Annotated in this window: 24 protein-coding genes and 2 pseudogenes; 19 read left to right on the forward strand and 7 right to left on the reverse strand. The window is 69.3% G+C overall.

Annotated features, from left to right (window positions below; translation table 11 throughout):
* From BUB97_RS02320 to BUB97_RS02335, 4 genes are read left to right on the forward strand one after another with little or no spacing between them, the layout of a single operon-like run.
* Nucleotides 1-498, forward strand: a complete 498-nt coding sequence (locus tag BUB97_RS02320; protein WP_073130957.1) for a chemotaxis protein CheW — start codon at nt 1-3, stop codon at nt 496-498.
* A 12-nt stretch (nt 499-510) separates the two neighbouring features.
* Nucleotides 511-891 carry a response regulator gene (locus BUB97_RS02325; protein WP_073130959.1) on the forward strand — a complete coding sequence of 127 codons (381 nt, stop codon included), beginning with the start codon at nt 511-513 and terminating at the stop codon, nt 889-891.
* Entirely contained in the window at nt 888-2036 is a 1149-nt protein-coding gene (gene cheB, locus BUB97_RS02330; protein ID WP_456306317.1) for a chemotaxis-specific protein-glutamate methyltransferase CheB, read from the forward strand. The genes BUB97_RS02325 and cheB overlap by 4 nt, the downstream gene beginning before the upstream one ends.
* A complete protein-coding gene (locus tag BUB97_RS02335; RefSeq protein WP_073130961.1) occupies nt 2033-2851 on the forward strand; it encodes a CheR family methyltransferase in 819 nt (272 codons plus the stop codon). Before cheB ends, BUB97_RS02335 begins: the two co-directional genes overlap by 4 nt.
* Before the next feature lie 99 nt (nt 2852-2950).
* Here BUB97_RS02335 and ctrA read toward each other — a convergent pair whose 3' ends face one another.
* Nucleotides 2951-3685 (reverse strand): response regulator transcription factor CtrA, encoded by a 735-nt coding sequence (ctrA, locus tag BUB97_RS02340; RefSeq protein WP_073130964.1) that lies wholly within the window; start codon nt 3683-3685, stop codon nt 2951-2953.
* 107 nt (nt 3686-3792) lie between these two features.
* On the opposite strand from ctrA, the gene BUB97_RS02345 reads away from it, so the two are divergent.
* A complete protein-coding gene (locus BUB97_RS02345) occupies nt 3793-5145 on the forward strand; it encodes a FliI/YscN family ATPase (RefSeq protein WP_073130966.1) in 1353 nt (450 codons plus the stop codon).
* On the forward strand, nt 5142-5567 hold the full coding sequence (locus BUB97_RS02350) for a hypothetical protein (protein ID WP_073130968.1): 426 nt from the start codon (nt 5142-5144) through the stop codon (nt 5565-5567). Before BUB97_RS02345 ends, BUB97_RS02350 begins: the two co-directional genes overlap by 4 nt.
* Nucleotides 5568-5656: 89 nt before the next feature.
* Here the strand turns inward: BUB97_RS02350 and phhA are convergent.
* Nucleotides 5657-6430, reverse strand: a pseudogene (phhA, locus tag BUB97_RS02355) (phenylalanine 4-monooxygenase); the annotation flags it as partial.
* Nucleotides 6431-6548: 118 nt separating this feature from the next.
* Here phhA and BUB97_RS02360 point away from each other — a divergent pair.
* Nucleotides 6549-7022 carry an Lrp/AsnC family transcriptional regulator gene (locus tag BUB97_RS02360; protein WP_073130970.1) on the forward strand — a complete coding sequence of 158 codons (474 nt, stop codon included), beginning with the start codon at nt 6549-6551 and terminating at the stop codon, nt 7020-7022.
* 14 nt (nt 7023-7036) lie between these two features.
* Nucleotides 7037-8632: an alkaline phosphatase D family protein gene (locus tag BUB97_RS02365; RefSeq protein ID WP_073130973.1), complete on the forward strand. Its 1596-nt coding sequence runs from the start codon at nt 7037-7039 to the stop codon at nt 8630-8632.
* Between the two features lie 291 nt (nt 8633-8923).
* Here the strand turns inward: BUB97_RS02365 and BUB97_RS02370 are convergent, their stop codons facing one another.
* Together BUB97_RS02370 and BUB97_RS02375 are read right to left on the reverse strand one after the other, a co-directional pair.
* Nucleotides 8924-9883: a tripartite tricarboxylate transporter substrate binding protein gene (locus tag BUB97_RS02370; protein WP_073130975.1), complete on the reverse strand. Its 960-nt coding sequence runs from the start codon at nt 9881-9883 to the stop codon at nt 8924-8926.
* Nucleotides 9884-9967: 84 nt separating this feature from the next.
* Nucleotides 9968-10342 carry a winged helix-turn-helix transcriptional regulator gene (locus BUB97_RS02375; RefSeq protein ID WP_073130977.1) on the reverse strand — a complete coding sequence of 125 codons (375 nt, stop codon included), beginning with the start codon at nt 10340-10342 and terminating at the stop codon, nt 9968-9970.
* 117 nt (nt 10343-10459) lie between these two features.
* On the opposite strand from BUB97_RS02375, the gene BUB97_RS02380 reads away from it, so the two are divergent.
* The 11 genes and pseudogenes from BUB97_RS02380 (at nt 10460) to BUB97_RS02425 (ending at nt 15762) form a co-directional block, all read left to right on the forward strand.
* Nucleotides 10460-11068, forward strand: coding sequence for an NAD(P)-dependent oxidoreductase (locus BUB97_RS02380; RefSeq protein WP_073130980.1), 609 nt, complete (start codon nt 10460-10462; stop codon nt 11066-11068).
* Nucleotides 11069-11134: 66 nt separating this feature from the next.
* Nucleotides 11135-12019, forward strand: coding sequence for a 3-hydroxyisobutyrate dehydrogenase (gene mmsB / locus BUB97_RS02385; RefSeq protein WP_073131121.1), 885 nt, complete (start codon nt 11135-11137; stop codon nt 12017-12019).
* A gap of 140 nt (nt 12020-12159) precedes the next feature.
* Nucleotides 12160-13422, forward strand: a complete 1263-nt coding sequence (locus tag BUB97_RS02390) for a tyrosine-type recombinase/integrase (protein WP_073131123.1) — start codon at nt 12160-12162, stop codon at nt 13420-13422.
* Between the two features lie 73 nt (nt 13423-13495).
* Nucleotides 13496-13828, forward strand: coding sequence for a hypothetical protein (locus BUB97_RS02395; RefSeq protein WP_073130982.1), 333 nt, complete (start codon nt 13496-13498; stop codon nt 13826-13828).
* Nucleotides 13825-14145: a hypothetical protein gene (locus BUB97_RS02400; RefSeq protein WP_073130984.1), complete on the forward strand. Its 321-nt coding sequence runs from the start codon at nt 13825-13827 to the stop codon at nt 14143-14145. The genes BUB97_RS02395 and BUB97_RS02400 overlap by 4 nt, the downstream gene beginning before the upstream one ends.
* An 11-nt stretch (nt 14146-14156) precedes the next feature.
* Complete coding sequence (locus BUB97_RS02405) at nt 14157-14336, forward strand: hypothetical protein (RefSeq protein ID WP_073130986.1); 180 nt, start codon at nt 14157-14159, stop codon at nt 14334-14336.
* Entirely contained in the window at nt 14333-14629 is a 297-nt protein-coding gene (locus BUB97_RS02410) for a hypothetical protein (RefSeq protein WP_073130988.1), read from the forward strand. The genes BUB97_RS02405 and BUB97_RS02410 overlap by 4 nt, the downstream gene beginning before the upstream one ends.
* Complete coding sequence (locus BUB97_RS02415; protein WP_073130990.1) at nt 14626-14883, forward strand: hypothetical protein; 258 nt, start codon at nt 14626-14628, stop codon at nt 14881-14883. Before BUB97_RS02410 ends, BUB97_RS02415 begins: the two co-directional genes overlap by 4 nt.
* Nucleotides 14884-15096: 213 nt before the next feature.
* A complete protein-coding gene (locus BUB97_RS02420; protein ID WP_139281281.1) occupies nt 15097-15330 on the forward strand; it encodes a hypothetical protein in 234 nt (77 codons plus the stop codon).
* A 15-nt stretch (nt 15331-15345) separates the two neighbouring features.
* A pseudogene (locus tag BUB97_RS27425) lies at nt 15346-15540 on the forward strand (tetratricopeptide repeat protein); the annotation flags it as partial.
* Nucleotides 15541-15552: 12 nt separating this feature from the next.
* Complete coding sequence (locus BUB97_RS02425) at nt 15553-15762, forward strand: hypothetical protein (RefSeq protein WP_073130994.1); 210 nt, start codon at nt 15553-15555, stop codon at nt 15760-15762.
* A 111-nt stretch (nt 15763-15873) separates the two neighbouring features.
* Here BUB97_RS02425 and BUB97_RS25735 read toward each other — a convergent pair whose 3' ends face one another.
* The 3 genes from BUB97_RS25735 to BUB97_RS02435 form a co-directional block, all read right to left on the reverse strand.
* The gene (locus BUB97_RS25735; protein WP_139281282.1) at nt 15874-16899 is read right to left on the reverse strand and encodes a sialate O-acetylesterase; all 1026 of its coding nucleotides are present in this window, start codon (nt 16897-16899) and stop codon (nt 15874-15876) included.
* A gap of 484 nt (nt 16900-17383) precedes the next feature.
* Nucleotides 17384-17644, reverse strand: coding sequence for a hypothetical protein (locus BUB97_RS02430; RefSeq protein ID WP_139281283.1), 261 nt, complete (start codon nt 17642-17644; stop codon nt 17384-17386).
* Nucleotides 17645-17921: 277 nt separating this feature from the next.
* A partial coding sequence (locus tag BUB97_RS02435; RefSeq protein ID WP_175562535.1) for an ATP-binding protein occupies nt 17922-18134 on the reverse strand: 213 nt, incomplete at its 5' end.

An 18134-nucleotide genomic window follows, 5' to 3' on the forward strand; every position in this document is an offset into this window, starting at 1 on the left:
ATGGAAGCCGCCCTTGCCTCTCGTCGCCCCGCCGCTGTGCCGGCCTCGAGCGAGACCGCCATCCTGACCCTGACCGTCGCCGGGCAGCTCTGCGGCGTGCCGGTTCTGGGGGTGCGCGACATCCTCGGCTCGCAGGCGATCACGCCTATCCCCCTGGCTCCGCCTGAAGTGGCGGGCGGGTTGAACCTGCGCGGCCGGATCGTCACGGCCGTGGATCTGCGCCGCCGCCTCGGCCTGCCACCGAGGGAGCCCGGCGCGGGCGCGCCGATGAGCGTGGTGGTGGAGGGTGGCGGCGAACTCTACGCCCTGCTGGCCGATTCCGTGGGCGATGTCCTCGCCCTGCCGGAATCCAGCCTGGCGCCGAATCCGCCGACGCTGGACCCGCTGTGGCGCGACGTCTGCGCCGGCGTGCACCAGGACCTGCCCGGCGGCAGCGGGGAGGGGTCGCCCAGCCTTCTCATCATGCTCGACGTCGAGCGCATTCTGGACATCGGATGAGGGGGGCAGGGGATGCTCGACTGTTTGGTGGTGGACGACAGCCGCACGGTGCGGCGCGCCGCGCGGCGGATGCTGGAGGCGCGCGGCTTCGCCGTGCGCGAGGCGGAAGACGGACAGCAGGCGCTGGATGCCTGCCGCGCCGCACTGCCGAAGCTGGTGCTGCTGGACTGGAACATGCCGGTCATGGACGGGATCACCTTCCTGCGCCATGCGCGGAAGGAGTTCGGGCCGGATGAGCCGCAGATCATGCTGTGCACGACCGAGAGCGACTTCTCCCGGATCGTGACGGCGCTGGAGAGCGGCGCGCAGGAGTACATCATGAAGCCGTTCGACGACGAGATCCTCGCCGGCAAGCTCGAAGTGCTGGGGCTGCTGCCCGACGAGGCCGCGTGAGCCCCGCGCATTCGGGCGCGCCGCCCCCGGCCACGGCGGGCGATCGTCGTGTGCGGGTGATGCTGTGCGATGACAGCGCAACCGTAAGGGGCATCCTCGCCCGGCTCCTGGGCGCGGATCCCGCGATCGAGGTCGTGTCGCGAGTGGGCGACGGACGCCAGGCGCTGGATGCGCTGCCGACCGCAAGGCCCGATGTGGTTTTGCTCGACCTCGAGATGCCGGTCATGGATGGCATGACGGCGCTGCCGCTGCTGTTGCGCGCCGAGCCGAGGCCGGTGGTGATCGTCGCGAGTGCGCTGACGCAGCGCGGTGCCGCTGCCGCGATGGCGGCCTTGCGGGCCGGGGCATCGGACTACATCCCCAAGCCCGGCGCCGCCGGCGGGGGAGCACTCGATCCGGTCTTCCGCGCCGAACTGCTGGAGAAGGTGAAGGGCTGGGCGCGCATGCGGCGCAAGCCCGCCGTCAGTGCCGCTGCCCCGACCGCCCCGGCCACACGGGCGGCTCCCCCCGTCACTGCCCCGGGTGCACGACCCGGAGCGCCTCCGGTGCTGATCGCGGTGGGGTCCTCCACCGGCGGACCCCAGGCCCTGGCTAGTTTCCTGCGCGCGCTGGTTCCGCTACCGCCGATGCCGGTCGTGATCGTCCAGCACATGCCGGCCGGCTTCACCACGATGCTGGCCGACCATCTGGACCGGGTGGGAGCCTTGCGGGTGGCCGAAGCGAAGGATGGGGAGGCGCTTCTGGCGGGCCGGGCCTATCTGGCGCCCGGTGACCGGCACCTTCTGGTGGAGCGGAGCCAGGCTGGCCTGGTGGCGCGGCTGCGCGACGATCCGCCGGAGCATTTCTGCCGTCCGGCGGTGGACCCGATGCTGCGCAGCGCCCAGCGCGCCTGCGAGGGGCGGGTGCTGGCCGTGATTCTGACCGGGATGGGGCAGGACGGGCTCGCGGGCTGCCGGTCGCTGGCTGCGGCCGGGGCCATGGTGCTGGCCCAGGACGAAGCGTCGTCGGTGGTCTGGGGCATGCCGGGGGCCGTGGCGCGGGCCGGGATCGCGCGCGAGTTGCTGCCGCCGGACCGGCTGGCTGCGCGGGTTGCGGCGATCGCCGCTGAGGCAGGCATGGGCGAATCGAAGAGGATGGCATCGTGAGCGGAGCGGCTTTCGAGACGATCGCGTCGCTGGTCCGGACGCGGGCCGGAATCGTGCTGGGGGCCGACAAGGCCTATATGCTGGACACGCGGCTGGGCGGCCTGATGCGGGAGCTGAGCCTCGCAAGCCTCGACGCCTTGGCCGCGAAGCTGCGCGCGCCGGGATCGGAGCGCCTGGCCGCCGCCGTGACGGAGGCGCTGACGACGAACGAGTCGTTCTTCTTCCGGGACGGGAAGCCGTTCGAGCATCTGAAGCGCGTGCTGCCGCGGATCGCGGCGGCGCGTGGCCCGGCCCAGAAGCTGCGCATCTTCTCCGCGGCCTGCTCCACGGGGCAGGAAGCCTATTCCATCGCCATGGTGGCGGAGCAGCTCGGGCTGCTGCCGAGGCTGGAGGTGCTGGGCACGGATCTCAGCCAGGAGGTGGTGCGGCGCGCGCGGGAAGGGGTCTATTCCCAGTTCGAAGTGCAGCGCGGGCTGCCGGTGCAGATGCTGGTGAAGCACTTCAAGCAGGAGGCGGGGCAGTGGCGTGTCTCGCCGGCTCTCCGCGCCGGGGTGCGCTTCGAGACGGGGAACCTGCTGGCCGACCTGCGGCATCTCGGCAATTTCGACGTGATCTTCTGCCGCAACGTGCTGATCTACTTCGACGCGCCCACCAAGTCGCGCGTGCTTTCCGCCCTTGCCGACCGGCTCGCGCCGGACGGGGTCCTCTATCTCGGCGGGGCCGAGACGGTGTTGGGGCTGACGGAGCGCTTCACGATTATCGAGGGCGAGCGCGGCGTCTACGCGCCGGTCGTGCGGATGGCTGCCGCCGGTTGAAGCAGGTATTGGGCGAGCCGGGCAGGGAGGCGCGTGGTTCGCACGCCCTGTTCCCTGCCCGGCTCTGCCGCTGAATGGGGTCCGGGCATGCGCCGCGGCTCAGGCCGCGGCGTTGGCCGGAACCGGCGCGGGGAGGATCCCGCCCGTGCGGAACGGCGAGGCCGAGGGGTCGCGCAGCACGTAGCCCCGGCCCCAGACTGTGCCGATCAGCTCGTCGCAGCCGGCCTGAGCGAGCTTCTTGCGGAGCTTGCAGATGAAGACGTCGATGATCTTCACCTCAGGCTCGTCCATCCCGCCATAGAGATGGTTCAGGAAGGCCTCCTTCGTCATCACCATGCCCTTGCGCAGGGTGAGGAGTTCCAGGATCGCGTATTCCTTGCCGGTGAGGTGGACCGGGCGGCCGGCCACGCTCGCCTCGCGGGCGCCGAGGTCGAGGGTGAGGTTGCCGACCGAGACGGTGGGCTGGGCGAAGCCCTTCGCGCGGCGGACGATGGCCTGGATGCGTGCGATCAGCTCCTGGCTGTCGAAGGGCTTCACGATGAAGTCGTCGGCGCCGAGGCCGAAGCCCTTCACCTTCGCGCCCGGGCGGGAGAGGCCCGAGAGGATGAGCACCGGGGTCGCCTGCCGGGCGGCGCGAAGGCGGCGGACCACCTCGTAGCCCTCCATGTCCGGCAACATCAGGTCGAGAATGACGATGTCATAGTCGTAGAGGCGGGCGAGCTCGAGCGCCTCCTCTCCGGTGTCGGCCGCGTCGACGATCATGCCCTGGGTCTTGAGGGTCAGGGTGATGCCCCGGGCGGTGGTCAGGTCGTCTTCGACAAGTAGGACGCGCATCTGTGTTCTCCACTCGTTCCGTAAGCATTAGGACAACTTTTGCGCGAGCCGTGAAGGGGTATTTTCACTCTTTGGACGTATAAAGACATGAGATTGTGGATCAAAAAATGATACACCCTCTTCCGTCCTTCAGGCATCGGACCGCGCAGGTTCGGCATAATATGGCTGTTATCAGCCATCTAGCTCGGTATGGCAGGGTCGGGGCAGCCCAGGGGCTCTCGCTGGAGGTGGTGGGGCTGCACCCGCTTCCACCCATCGGAGGTTGTATCGAGATCATCGAGTCGTCTCGCAAAATGGTACACGCGGAGGTTGTGGCTCTGCGGGAAGGGGCAGCCATGGCCGTGGGGCGTCAGGGGCTGGAAGGGCTGTCGGTCGGTGCGCGTGTGGAGGATGCCGGACCGGTCACGTTGCGTCCCTGCGCGGGCTGGCTGGGGCGCGTGGTGGACCCGATGGGGCGGCCCATCGATGGCGGCGGGCCGCTGCCGCGCGGTGCGGCGGCGCGGCCCTTGCGCGCCTCTCCGCCTGCCGCGGGCACGCGCGCGCGGCTCGGCCCGCGAATCGACCTGGGCGTCCGCGCGATGGATGCGTTCGCCACCTGCCGGCGCGGGCAGCGACTCGGCCCTTTCGCCGCGTCCGGTGTCGGCAAGTCGAGCCTGATGTCCATGCTGGCGCGCCATGCGGATTGCGATGTCGCGGTGATCGGACTGGTCGGCGAGCGCGGGCGGGAGTTGCGCGAGTTCATCGAGGACGACCTGGGGCCGCAGGGGCTGGCGCGGAGCGTGGTGGTCTGCGCCACCTCCGATTCGGCGCCGCTGATGCGGCGGGACGCGGCGCTGGCGGCCATGGCGGTGGCCGAGCATTTCCGCGACGCCGGCAAACGCGTGCTGCTGATGATGGACAGCGTTACGCGCTTCGCCATGGCGCTGCGCGAGATTGGGCTCTCCGCCGGCGAGCCGCCCGCGACCCGGGGCTTTCCGCCCAGCGTCTTCGCCGAACTGCCCCGGCTGCTGGAAAGGGCCGGGCCGGGGCCGGAGGGTTGCGTGGGATCGATCACCGGCCTCTTCACCGTGCTGGTGGAGGGGGATGACCATGACGAGCCGGTCGCGGATGCCGTGCGTGGCATCCTGGACGGCCATGTCGTGCTGGACCGCCGGATCGGCGAAGGGGGACGCTATCCGGCCGTGGATGTGCTGCGCAGCCTCTCCCGCACCGTGCCGGGCTGCCTGGAGCCACCGGAGCGGGCGATCCTGGCCCGGGCGCGGCGGATCCTCTCCTTGCACCAGGACATGGCGGACATGGTGCGGCTGGGCGCCTATCGCGCCGGAAGCGACCCTGCGGTGGATGAGGCCGTCCGGCTGGCCCCGCTGATCGAGGATGTGCTGCGCCAGGGCAAGGAGGAGGGCGGGACCGTGGCGGGCGCCTTCGCGGCGCTGGCGGCGGCGATGGCGGGCCCGGCATGAGGCGCGACCCGCTGACCGTGCTGGCGCGCCTGCGCGAGGTGGAGGTGATGCAGGCGCGGCGGGCGCTAGCCGGGGAGGCGGCGGCGCGCGACGCGGCCATCACGCGGGAAGCCGAGGCCATGCAGGCGCTGCGGGACGAGGCGGGCCAGGACGGCCAGGCCTATGCGGCCTGGCTCCCGCGTGGCCTCGCCCTGAGGGACGCGGCGGCGGATGCCGCGGAGCAGGCGGAGCAGCGGGCGCGGGCCGCCGCGGCCGCGCTCGGCGAGGCGCGCGCGGCCGAGCGCACCGTGGAGAGGCTTGCGGCCTTGCGGGCCAGCGAAGCGCGCCGCGCGGCGCGGCGCGCCGAGCAGCGCGTGCTGGACGAGGCGGGCGCGCGCCGTGCGGCCTCTCCCGCAGCCTTCGGGGGCGGGGGCCAGGGTTAGCCCGGCCAGTCCTCATCCCCCGGTGCGCCGCGGCCAGGCGCGATCGGCTCCGCCATGACCGCAGCCTCGAGCAGCCCCGGCGCGGTCTCGATGGCGGCGAAGAGTTCTGCATAGTCGCGAATGACGAAGTAGACGGGCTGCACGTCGTCGATCCGGTAGGTGCTGCGCAGCACCCGCGCCATGTCGAAGCGGAGGCGACGCGGCGCGTCGGAGAGGGCGTGCAGCGTCTCCGTGCGGGAGGAGAGGATGCCGGCACCATAGGCGCGGAGCCCGTCGCGCTCGGCGATCAGGCCGAACTCCACCATGAACCAGTAGAACCGCGCGAGCGGGGCGAGCTGGCCGCGCTTCTCCGCATGCAGGCCGAGGCGTCCGTAGGCTTCCAGGAAGTCCGCGTAATCCGGCTGGGTGAGCAGCGGCACATGGCCGAGGAAGTCGTGGAAGATGTCCGGCTCCACGATGTAGTCCAGCTCTTCCGGCTTGCGGATCCAGTGGGTCACGGGGAAGCGTCGGCTGGCCAGCAGGCCGAAGAACTGCGCATCCGGCAGCAGGCCGGGGCAGGGGACGAGGCTCCAGCCCGTGGCGGCGCGGAGGATGGCCGAGGCATCCTCCAGCCGCGGGACGGCGCCTTCGCAGCGAAGCTGGTCCAGCCCATCGAGCCAGGCGGAGGCGGCGCGGCCGGGATAGATGGCGCGCTGGCGCGAGACGAGGGTGCGCCAGGTCGCGTGGTCGGCTTCGGTCCTGGGCGCAAGGGCGGCTTCGGGCAGCGTGCCATCCGCCTGGGCGCGGTCGTAGTCGCCCCGAAGGCCGCTGGGCAGGGTGGCAGTGCCGATGATGCCGGCGGCCGGCTGCATGGTGCCTTCCATGGTGTCGTCTCCCGTTCTTCGTTGCTTCGAGCCTAGCGCCGGCGCGAGGGAGAGAATCGGCGAAATCTGCCGGCCGGTCGGCAAAGATGGGTGAAAATCGCTCACGGAAGAGGAAAGAATGGTGAAAGATGCTCCGGCGCTGGATTCCACGGACCGGCGTATCCTGCGCGCCCTGCAGCGGGACGGGCGTCTTTCGGTCGTCGCCCTGGCCGAGCAGGTCGGGCTTTCCCCCACCCCCTGCCAACGCCGGCTGCGGCGGCTGGAGGAAACGGGCGTGGTGGCCCGCTATGCCGCCGTGCTCGATCCCGCACGGGTGGGGCTGCCCCTTCAGGCCTTCGTCATGGTCGCCCTGTCGAGCCATGCCGAGGAGGTGGTGGAGGCCTTCCAGAAAGCACTCTCTGCGCGGCCGGAGGTGCTGGCCGCCTATGCCATGAGCGGCGAGATGGACTACCTGCTGCATGTGCTGGCGGCGGATTTCGAGGCCTATGCCGAATTCTCCATGAAGGCGCTTCTGCGCATGCCCGGGGTGAAGGAAACGAAATCCTCCTTCGTCTTGACCGCCCTCAAGCCGCCGGGAGAGGTTCCCGTCTGAACGGGGAACGTCGGATGGACAGCGTCACGCGGCACATTTTCGACCTGTCGCGGCGCGGCCTGCTGCGTGGCGCGACGGCAATGGCGGCCCTGGCCGCCACGCGGCCCGCCTTTGCCCAGGCCGTGGCACCGATGCCGGTGTTCCGGACCGATCCCTTTCCGCTCGGCGTGGCCTCCGGCGATCCCTGGCCGCAGGGTGTGGTGATCTGGACGCGCCTTTCGCAAGACCCGCTCGGCGATGGCGGGATGCCGCCTGCACCGCTCGAACTGGGCTGGGAGGTGGCGGAGGATGAGGGCTTCGCGCGCATCGTGGCGCGCGGCACCGTCCTCGCGCGGCCGGAGCTGAACCATTCGGTGCGCGTGGAGGTGACGGGGCTGCGGCCCTCGGCGCGCTATCACTACCGGTTCCATGCCGGCGGCGTGGCCAGCCCGGTGGGGCGCACCCGCACGGCGCCCGCGGCGGATTCCCGCCCGGCGCGGATGCGCTTCGTCTCCGCTGGATGCCAGCACTACGAGCAGGGGCTGTTCACCGCCTGGCGCCATGTGGCGTCAGAACAGGATCTCGACTTCGTCTTCCACTATGGCGACTACATCTACGAGGGGCGTGCGAACACGGAGCGAAGCGGCGCCTTCCCCGCGATCCGCAGCCACAACTCGCCCGCGGTGGAGACGCTGGACGCCTATCGGCGGCGCTACGCCCTGTACCAGCTCGACCCCGACCTGCGCGCCGCGCATCACGCGCATCCCTTCATCACGAGCTTCGACGACCACGAGGTGGAGAACAACTGGGCAGGCGGGGTCAGCGCGCGGCCATCGGTCACGCCGGAGGCCTTCGCGCTCCGCAAGGCCGCCGCCTTCCAGGCCTGGTACGAGTCCATGCCGTTGCGCCGCGGGCAAGTCCCGCGCGGGCCCGACATCACTGCCTGGCGCGGCATCGGCTGGGGAACCCTCGCCTCCATCTCCGTGCTGGACACGCGCAGCTATCGCGACGACCAGCCCTGCGGCGATCTCGTGAAGCCGGTCTGCGAGGCGGTGCTGAACCCCACCGCCCAGGTCCTCGGCCCCGCACAGGAGCGGTGGCTGTTCCAGCGCCTGTCCGGGGCGGAGGCGGTGTGGAGCATCCTGGCGCAGCAGGTGCCGATGATGCGGCGCGACGTGGGCGGGCTGAACGGGGACGACACGCCCCGTTACGACATGGACAAGTGGGATGCCTACCCCGCCGCGCGCGCTCGGCTGCTCAACCACGTGCGGGACGCGCGCGTGTCCAACCTCGTCGTGCTGACGGGCGACGTGCACACCGCCTGGGCCGGCGTGCTCCGCCCCGACTACGACCGGGAGGGACCACCGGTCGGCGTGGAATTCATCGCCTCCTCCATGTCCTCCGTCGGCGACGGGGCCGAGATGACGGCGACCGGGCATCGTGCGCTGGAACGCAACCCACATATCGCCTTCTTCAATGCGCGCCGCGGCTACACGCTGCACGAGGCGGATGCGCGCCAGATGCAAACCTGGTTCCGCGCCGTCCCCTATGTCTCCCGGCCCGGAGCGCCGATCGAGAACCGGGCGCATTTCGTGGTGGAGGCGGAGCGGGCGGCGCTGATCCGGGCCTGAGGTTTGGTGGGCTCTCGTTCTTGACTGTCGGTCTGTCCCGGGGAGAGGAAGAAGGAATTCTTCCTCTCCCCAGACCCCTCACCATCATCTTTTTCTGGAAGTTGGAATCAGTCGCCTGACGGTGCGCCTGAGGTCATCGACCTCAGGCGACTGCAAAGGCAGGAAAGCCACCCTTCAACCAGAGACCCCACTGATCCGGGGTATCCACGGCAGTCCGATGGGGTTCCAAGGGCCTCAGGCCCTTGGCGGGTGAGGGCGGAGCCCTCAACGAAGGGCTATCTCAGGACAAGATCACATCCGCAGCCCCATGCGCCGGATCATGGCGGATTCCACCTCCACGCTCCGGCGGACGAAGGCGGTGTAGGCTTCAGGCCCCATGGGCATCGCGGGCATGTCGAACTTATCCAGCACGGCCGCGTGGACGGGATCGGCCACGGCGTCCCGGAAGGCGTTGTCCAGCACCCGCACCACGGCAGGGTCCATGCCCTTGGGGCCGGCGACGCCGTAGGGCGAGGTGGAGACGATATCGATCCCCAGTTCCTTCAGCGTGGGCACCTGCGGGAAGCGCTTGGCACGTTCCGGCCCCCAGGTGACGAGGAGGCGGAGGCGTCCCTCCTCGACGAGCGGGCCCCAGCCGGAGCTGTCGGCGGTGGCGTGGATCTGCCCGCCCAGGAGCGCCTGCATGTTCTCCGCCACGCCGCGGAAGGGCACGTGCACCCAGTTGATGTCCCGGCCGGTCGCGATCTGTTCCATGGTGATGTGCAGGGAGGTGCCGACGCCCGGCGTGCCGTAGTTGAACTTGCCCGGACTGGCCTTGGCATCCGCCAGGAAGGCCCGGAAGTCGGGCCAGGGCGCATCGGCCTTCACCACCACGCCGAAGAGATAGCCGGTGAGGTGGGAGACATAGGTGAAGTCGGCCAGCGGATCGAAGGGTGGGCGCTGGCTCATGAAGGGAACGCGGAAGACGCTGATGGGCATCTGCGCGAGCGTGTAGCCGTCTGGCCGTTCGTTCAGCAGCGCCTGCGCGCCGAGGATGCCGCCCGCGCCCGGCTTGTTGTCGACCACGACCGCCTGGCCGAGCCGCTTGCCCGCCTGTTCGCAAAGGGCGCGCATCTGCACATCGGTGGTGCCTCCGGGGGCCCAGGGCACGAGCATGCGAATGGGCTTGTCGGGGAAGCTGCGCTGGGCGAGGGCGGGCGAGGCGAGCGCGGCGGCGCCCAGCCCGAGCGCGTGGCGGCGGGTGACTGGCATGGGGTGTTTCCCGGACGGTTTCCTCGCCCGCAGTATTGAGGAAGCGCCGTGCCGGAAGGAAGAAAAAGTGAGACGGGGGATCGGCTAAGCATCGGGCATGACGAGCCCGCGCCCGTCATAGGCGCGTTGGGCCGCCTGGACCTCCGTGATATGCGCCTCGGCCCAAAGGCGCAGGGCGTCGACTGTCTCGGCCAGGGTGCGGCCGAGGGGCGTCAGCGCATATTCGACGGTGACGGGCACCGTGGGAAAGGCCGTGCGCGTGAGCAGCCCGTCGCGTTCCAGCCGCCGCAGCGTCTGCGCCAGGACCTTCTGCGAAAGCCGCTCGATGCTGCGCCGAAGGCTGTTGAACCGCATCGGCCCCTCGGCCAGTAGGCCGAGGATCAGCACGGCCCACTTGTCGGCGATGCGGTCCAGCACGACGCGGGTCGGGCAGGCGCCGGTATAGGCGTTGGGCTGCATGGGGCGCTCCGCATTGGTTTCCCTGAGGTGACCAGATCACCGGATGGTGCCTTCTTAACACGAGGGGGCAAGACGGATAGCTGGTTCCCATCGGAAACCAATCACCGGAGAATCCCCATGAAGGTTGCCCTGATCGGCGCCACTGGAAATGCCGGCTCGCGCATCCTCGCGGAGCTGGCGGCGCGCGGCCACGAGGTCACCGCCATTTCCCGCAATCCCGCCGCGAACCTGCCCGCCGGCGCGAAGCCGGTGGCCGGGGATGCGCAGCATCCGGCCGCGCTGGCGCCGCTGCTGGCCGGGCATGATGCCGTTGTCAGCAGCGTCCATTTCACCGCCAGTGACCCGGAGAAGCTGATCGAGGCCGTGAAGCGGGCCGGGGTGAGGCGCTACCTCGTCGTCGGCGGTGCGGGCAGCCTGGAGGCGGCGCCGGGGCTGCGCGTGGTGGACACGCCGGACTTCCCCTCCGCCTACAAGGCCGAGGCGCTGGCCGGCGCCGCCTTCCTGGACCGGCTGAGGCGCGAGACAGAGCTGGACTGGACCTTCCTGTCCCCCTCCGCCTTCTTCGTCCCGGGCGAGCGCACGGGCCGCTTCCGGATCGGCAAGGATCAGCTGCTGGTGGATGCGAAGGGGGACAGCCGCATCTCCTTCGAGGACTACGCCATCGCCCTGGCCGTTGAGCTGGAGAACCCCCGCCACCTCCGGCAGCGCTTCACCGTGGGCTACTGACCCTCGCCCGGTGGACCCGGTCCGGGCCCCGCTCTAGCCTTCCCGCAACAGGGGATGGAGGAAGCGGTGGCCCGGATCGGCTTCGTGGGACTCGGCAACATGGGCGCGCCGATGGCGCGCAACCTGGTCAAGGCAGGGCATGAGGTCGCGGTCTTCGACCTCTCCGCCGAGGCGATGGCGCGGGTGGATGGCGCGAGCGCCGCGGCATCGGCGGCCGAGGCGGCCACGGGGGCGGAGTTCGTCATCACCATGCTCCCGGCCGGCAAGCATGTGCGCGAGGCCTGGCTGGGCGCGGGCGGCATGGCCGCGGCCGCCGCGCCGGATGCCGTTCTGCTCGACTGCTCCACCATCGACGTGGCGGCGGCACGGGAGGTCGCTTCGGCCGCCGGGCGCCTCTTCCTCGATGCGCCCGTCTCCGGCGGCGTGATGGGGGCCGAGGCCGGGACGCTGACCTTCATGGTGGGCGGCCAGGCCGAGGGGTTCGCCCGGGCCGAGCCGGTCCTGCGCGCCATGGGGCGCACGGTGGTGCATTGCGGCGATGCGGGTGCGGGGCAGGCGGCCAAGGCCTGCAACAACATGCTTCTCGCGATCAGCATGATCGGCACCTGCGAGGCCTTCGTCCTGGCCGAGAGGCTCGGGCTTTCGCATGAGGCGCTGTTCGAGGTGGCGTCGAAATCCTCGGGCCAGTGCTGGTCCCTCACCACCTATTGCCCGGTGCCGGGGCCGGTGCCGGGCAGCCCGGCCAACCGGGACTACCGCCCGGGCTTCGCCGCCGCGCTGATGGTCAAGGATCTCGGCCTGGCGCAGCAGGCAGCGGGCGATACCGGCGCGGCCACCCCCATGGGCGCGCGGGCGCTGGAGCTTTACCGGCGCTTCGTGGAGGCCGGCGGCGGGGAGACGGATTTCTCCGGCATCATCCGCATGATTAGAGACCTACAACCGCCGCAATAGGCCGTATCGCCCTGATCCGCTTGGCTCTATCCTGGGTGTGCGGTCCTATGATCGCCGCTTGCCGCTCCATGATGCCCGGCTTTGACCGGGTACGATCCGGGTAGCGGGCGAGGGAAAACCGGGTATGAGGGGTGGATGGTGTGAAGCTCACCGACACGGCCGTGCGCAAGGCTCAGAAGGCGGAGCGCCCCTATAAGCTGGCGGACGGCGGCGGCTTGCACCTGCTGGTGACGCCGGCGGGCGGGAAGCTCTGGCGGTATCGCTACGAGGTGAAGGGGGCGGAGAAGACCCTGGCGATCGGGGCCTATCCGGCAGTCTCCCTGGCGGACGCGAGGAAGGCCCGCGACGCCGCGCGGGAAGGGGTGGCGGCCGGCCTGGACCCGAATGTGGCGAAGCGGGTGCGGCGCGCCGATGCCGTTGCCGAGGCGAGCGCCACCTTCGCGGTGGTGGCCGAGCGCTGGTACGCCGCCAAGAGCCCTCTCTGGTCGGCCAGCCATGCCCGGGATGTCCGGCGCAACCTGGATGGCGACGTGATCCCGGCCTTCGGGAAGGTCCCGGTGAAGGCGATCACGGCTCGGATGGTCTTGGCCCTCCTGCGGGAGGTCGAGGACCGGTCGCGACATCAGGCCCGGAAGATGCGGCAGCAGATCAGCGGGGTCTTCGTGCATGCCATCGCCGAGGACCTGGCCGAGACGGACCCTGCTGCCATCATCGCCCCGGCTCTGATGCCCTTGGGTGAGGAGCGGCACCATCCCGCCCTCACCAGCCTGGGGGAGTTCCGGGCCATGCTGCAGAAGGTGGACTCCATACCGGCCTTCCCGCTGACCCGCCTTGCGCTCCGGCTCCTGGCGCTCACGGCGGTTCGCACGGCGGAGCTGCGCCTGGCGCGGCCCGAGGAGTTCGTGGATCTCGATGGCCCGGAGCCGCGGTGGATCATCCCGAAGGAGCGCATGAAGGGGAGGGTGGGGAAGCGCCGCTCCCACGAGGTGCCGCTCGCTCCGCAGGCCGTGGAGCTCGTGAAGGTGGTCCTGGCCTTCACCAGGGGATGCCCTTGGCTCTTTCCGGGGGCAAAGCAGGCCAGCGCGTCGCTTTCCCCTACCGCCATGAATGCCATGCTGATCCGCGCCGGATACGAGGGGAGGCAGACCCCCCACGGCATGCGCAGCAGCTTCAGCACGATCATGAACGAGCGCCATGCCGGCAATGAGCAGGACCGCGCCATCATCGACCTGATGCTGGCGCATAAGCCGAAGACCGGCGTGGAGGCGGTCTACAACCGGGCCTCATACAAGGCGCGGCGCCGGGAACTGGCTTGCGAGTGGGCCGACCTGATCAGCGAGGGACTGATGCCTGTGGCCGACGTTCTCCGCCTGCCGCGCTCCAGGGTGGCGACGGAAAAGTAGAACATAGGAAGAACACGGACTATATAGGAGGACGCCCGGCATCCCGCGCCGGACCCTGACCAAGGACGAGACCATGGCCCAGAAGCGCCCTCCGTCGCCCCAGCGGGCGGCCATGCAGCGCATTGTCGAGATCCTGGCGCGCGGCGCCGGGCCCGAACGGATGGATCGAGAGGTGGACGCGATCGTCGCCCGGCTCCGCGAATCGGGCGATGCGGAGGAGGTGCAGGCCTGGCTCGAGGAGCTGCGTGACGGCTTCGCCGAGAATGCCGAATCGGCCGCCGAGGCGGTGGACGAGATCGAGAGCACCGAGAAGGCCGCGCAACGCAATGCCGAGCGTGCCGCCGCGGCCATGGGCGCGTGCCGCGATGCCTTTGCCCGCCACCTCCGCGCGCCGGTGGCGGCATGACCCTCCCCATCAGCCTGACGAGGCGGATCGCAGACCTCGAAGCCGAGGCGGCGCGCCTCGCGGACCAGCCCGCCGGTTCGACGGTGCAGATGATGATGGCGACGGGCGGCCTGCTGATGGAGATCCCGGCCTCCATCGCGGCCGAGGCCATGCGCAACGCCCTCTCCGGCGTCGCGGAGCTGCCGTCCGAGGCGCTGATGCTGCGGCTCGGCGTGGTGCCCGTCTTCAACATGGTGCCGATACCCGGCGATGACCTGGGCGCCTGTACGCTCGAGTTGGACGAGAACGAGCTGGCTCCTCTGCGGCCAATGCTCTGAGCGGGGCCGAGATGACCCTGAACCTTCTTCCTCCCCCCGCCCAGCCCGTCACCCGAGAGGCGGGCCGAGCAGAGCTGGTCTCAATCTGGGACGGCCTCGATGCGGACGGGCGGCGCATGCTGATGGCCCAGGCGCGCGCGGTGGCCGAAGTGACGGGGCGCGTGCGGGACACGCCGGAGCCGCGGGCGTGACCGGCGCGGCCGATTCGCGCGTCGAGCAGCTGCGCGCCGTGGGCCGCGCCTACCGCGCCGCCGGCGGCCGCGGGCTGGACCGGCTCCGGTGCATCGAGGAGGCCGAGGCGGCCTTCCTCGCGGCAGGCGGCCCACCGGCCGGGGCCCGCGAGGCCGTGCTCGGCATGGTGGCGCAGCTGGCGCGGGAACATGGGGACTGGCTCTTCGGGCCGGCGCAGGAATGGGTGGATCGGCACGGCTCGCAGGAGCCCGTGCACGGCGCTCTGTTCGAGCCTCCGGAGAGTGTCGCTTGAGCAAGGAGAAGCCCCTCACCCCGGCCGACCCCGCCGACCTGGAAGAGGCCGTCTTCTACGCCCTGCGCTTCTCGCTGACCGGCAAGCCGCACGGGAAGAAGATCCGCGAGGAGCCACGATGGATGGCGCGGCACATTGTCGAGCACCTGGCGCGCGCGAACTATCGCATCATGAAGGGGCCGCCGCTGCCGAACCACAGCACCAGCGACTTCAGCCCCAATCCGGGCGGCATGCCTGAGGGGTGGCGCGAGTAGGTGACGAACCCCCGCCCGCAGAGGACGGGCGGGGTACTCGGATCGGAAGTCAGCGCAAGCCGGCGCTGGGTTAGTCTAGAGTCGTTTCGCTGCAAGGTTGCAGTGACAAAACGGTGTCCGGATATCCTGGGCATAACGGGAGCGGATTGTTCCGGGATGAAACCCGTCGCCGTCGCCTTGAACCGAATTACGGCGGATGCTCATCTCTCCGGCATGCTGACCCAGACCCCGAATGACGCCTTCGCCCCCAAGGGCCACGATCTCGGCACCCTCTCAGCCCGGGTGGACGTGCTGACCGAGGTGGTGAGCGCGCTGGCCAGCCTGCCTGGCGCACAAGAGGTCATTCACGCTGCCGCCCAGCGCGTGCTGGAGGCCGTGCCGCAGGACACGGGCGAATTCTACGACATGGAAGCGCGGCGGTTTGCGGAGAGCGTAACTCGCCGCTGAAACGCTGGAACTAGCGTGTGGGGTGACGCACGCTTTGCCGGAAGATTGACACAAGCACGCCCTCTGGCGAACGTAGCCGCGGAAGATTGGGAGCGTGCGCTTGAGCTCGCGCCCGACGCGATGAGCAGAGCACCCGGCAACTCCAGACTGTATGCGGCCTACGCCACCGCGCTAGCTAAGTGCGGGCGGCCGAACGACGCTCTAAACGCGATTGGTGAGGCGGTGACGCGCTTCCCCACGATGTTTCATCTGGACCTCACCAAGGCGGAAATCCTGCGCTCGGTCGGCGATTTGGAGGGCGCTTGCGCCGCGGTTGACGCTGCGGCCGGAAAGGGGGCGCACCAAAAGACTGTTGCGCTCGCCCGCCGCCGCATCGTCCAAGCCGGCTATAGCCTCATGCCGGCAGCCGCGGGCAGCGGCAATCGCGTTTAGCGAGGTGCTGCTCAAGGCAGCCGGGGCCGGTCTGATCGTCGCCATTGCGGTGCGCGAGGAAGAGCTCCCGGTCAGGTCGTGCGCGTGGAGGTCGAACGGGAGTAGCGCCCGTCAGCCAAGCACGGACTTGCTCGGCTCCTCGATAGGGATTTCGTAAGCGATAGACCAATTCCAGAGCGGGAATGGCTTACCTTCCAGGCTGGAGGCAAACTCGTCTTCTTCTGTTACTGCTGGATCCTGACGGAAGTTGGCTGTGGCGAGCGTCGCATCGCTGTCCGTCAGATTTCCATGGCCGTTATAATTTCGGCGGCCAGCATACCGAAGACGAGGACGCGCCTCGGCGGATGTCTCGCGGCCTAGTTCTACACGCACGACTCTTGGAGCGACGATTTCCGCAAACCTTAAAGGCACTTCACCAGCGTCATCGATAAGCGCGAAGCCCTTGAGCGGGAACATCACCGACCTTCGCCCGAGAAACGTCGGCCGGAAAGCAAGAGGGGCAACGGGAACGTCGTACGGTACAAAGACGTCTCGGCCATGCCTGACAGCCATGAGTGGGGCGAGTGGGCGCCATCTCACCCCGTCTAAGAGGACACGTGCCATGACCTTGCCGAAGATCTGTCCGAGCCATGCAGTGCCAAGGGCCGATAGATGCCCGCCGATGTCAGGCACCGGGTAGGCCGGGGAAGCAAGGTACCAGTGCGGCTCCTCTTCACTTAACTCCCACTGCGCCATTCCCACCGACAGATTGGTCCCATCTCGCGTGAACTGGCAGCCTGCCTGATACGAGAAAACGGCAAAAGGCTCGGCCTGCTGTGCAATCCCGCACTGACAGTCCGAGCGGAGGTCTGCCACTAGCCGCCGAAGCCCAGCCTTGTACTGCGCCTTATCTGATGACCCGCCGTTTTCATCCAAGTAGTTGTGCTCTCCGCCCAACCACAGGGTAGCGAGATAGCGATAAGGTTCGCCGATCCGCTCAGCCTCTCGCTTGACTGCTTCGCAGGCGGTAGGCATGCGGCCGTATTCGTTAGGCGTTGCCCCCTTCGATAGCATCTCAAGCGTTCGCCCGCCGAATGCACCATTGGTCGCAACCAGCTTTGTCGCGGCTTCCTCCGGCACTCCTGCCCGGATGCTCATGACGTGCTTTAAATACGCAAGAGCCTGCTCCTGGACCGTCTCCCCGCCTCGACCGACAATCACTCCTCGAAGCGGCTCAAAAGTCTTAGATCGGTACGGCGCCCAGATTTCTCCTGCACCTCGGCCGCCGTGCACCGACTGCCCAAGAGAGAGGTTCGAGGTGAACGGGGGGTCTGGAGTAAACGGCGGATTGGCGCCCCATCCTGCGCCGAGGCTCTGCCCAGTGAGCCCAATGTGGTTGATCCCGCGAATAGGGCGAGCCGACCCAGGATCGACTTCGCGGCGCCGACGATTGCTCGTGTCCTCCGCGAAGCTATTGAGTTCATCGACCACACTCTGACGAACCTGGGTCACAATGGAACGCCCTTCGGGAGGCAGAACTGCGGCGCATGGCGCGGCAGGTCGGTCTTGATTAGCGAGGATAATCCCGCGTCGCTCGGGACGCAAAAAAGCCGCCCCGGGGATCCCACCCAGGCGGATCCTCTCACTCCGGCACCCGATATCCCTGCGGCAGCCTGCGATGGTCCAGCCAAGCGTCCACTACCCGAACCAGCAGCTCCTTCGTCCCCACCCCGAGCCAGCTGCCGGGAAGATCCGCCGGGCCGCCGTCAAGGGCGAACAGCGTCCCCTTCTGGTTCGAGTGGATGGTGGCGCCGCGATAGGTCCAGCTCGGGCCGTCGTGCGCACCGGCCGTGGCTGTCTGGCGGAGTTCGTGCCGCACAGGCTCAAGGATCGGGTCGGGCATCGACTGCCGCATAGCAGGCCCTGAGGGCGCAGTCAGCGCCACCCTCGGCGAACCCGACTGACGCGGCGCCGAGTATAAAATACACACTCTCCCCTTGCGCTTTTCGGCAAGTGTAAGTATAAAGTGCGCATGAAGACACGCGACGTGATCCGAGCGATCGAGGCGGATGGGTGGGTCTGGTTTGCGTATTCCAGTGATCGTGGGCAGCAGTTCCAGGCGATCGTGGGCACGAATTCCACGGCATCGTGGGCAGGCTTCATGCCGATTGGCTAATCGTTCAGGAAGGCTCTCTGGCGTCAAGCGTTTCGGTGGTCGTGGCGCGTCTGGCGGTGATGCGTCGCATGCTTTCGCCGCTGAGTTCGATGCGGTGGGCGTTGTGGACGAGGCGGTCCAGGATGGCGTCGGCCAGGGTTGGGCTGCCGATCACTGCGTGCCACTCCTCGACCGGCACCTGACTGGTGACGATGGTGGAGCTGCGCCCGTGGCGGTC

The sequence above is a fragment of the Muricoccus roseus genome, assembly GCF_900141905.1.
In the GTDB taxonomy this organism is placed as follows: Bacteria; Pseudomonadota; Alphaproteobacteria; order Acetobacterales; family Acetobacteraceae; genus Roseomonas; species Roseomonas rosea.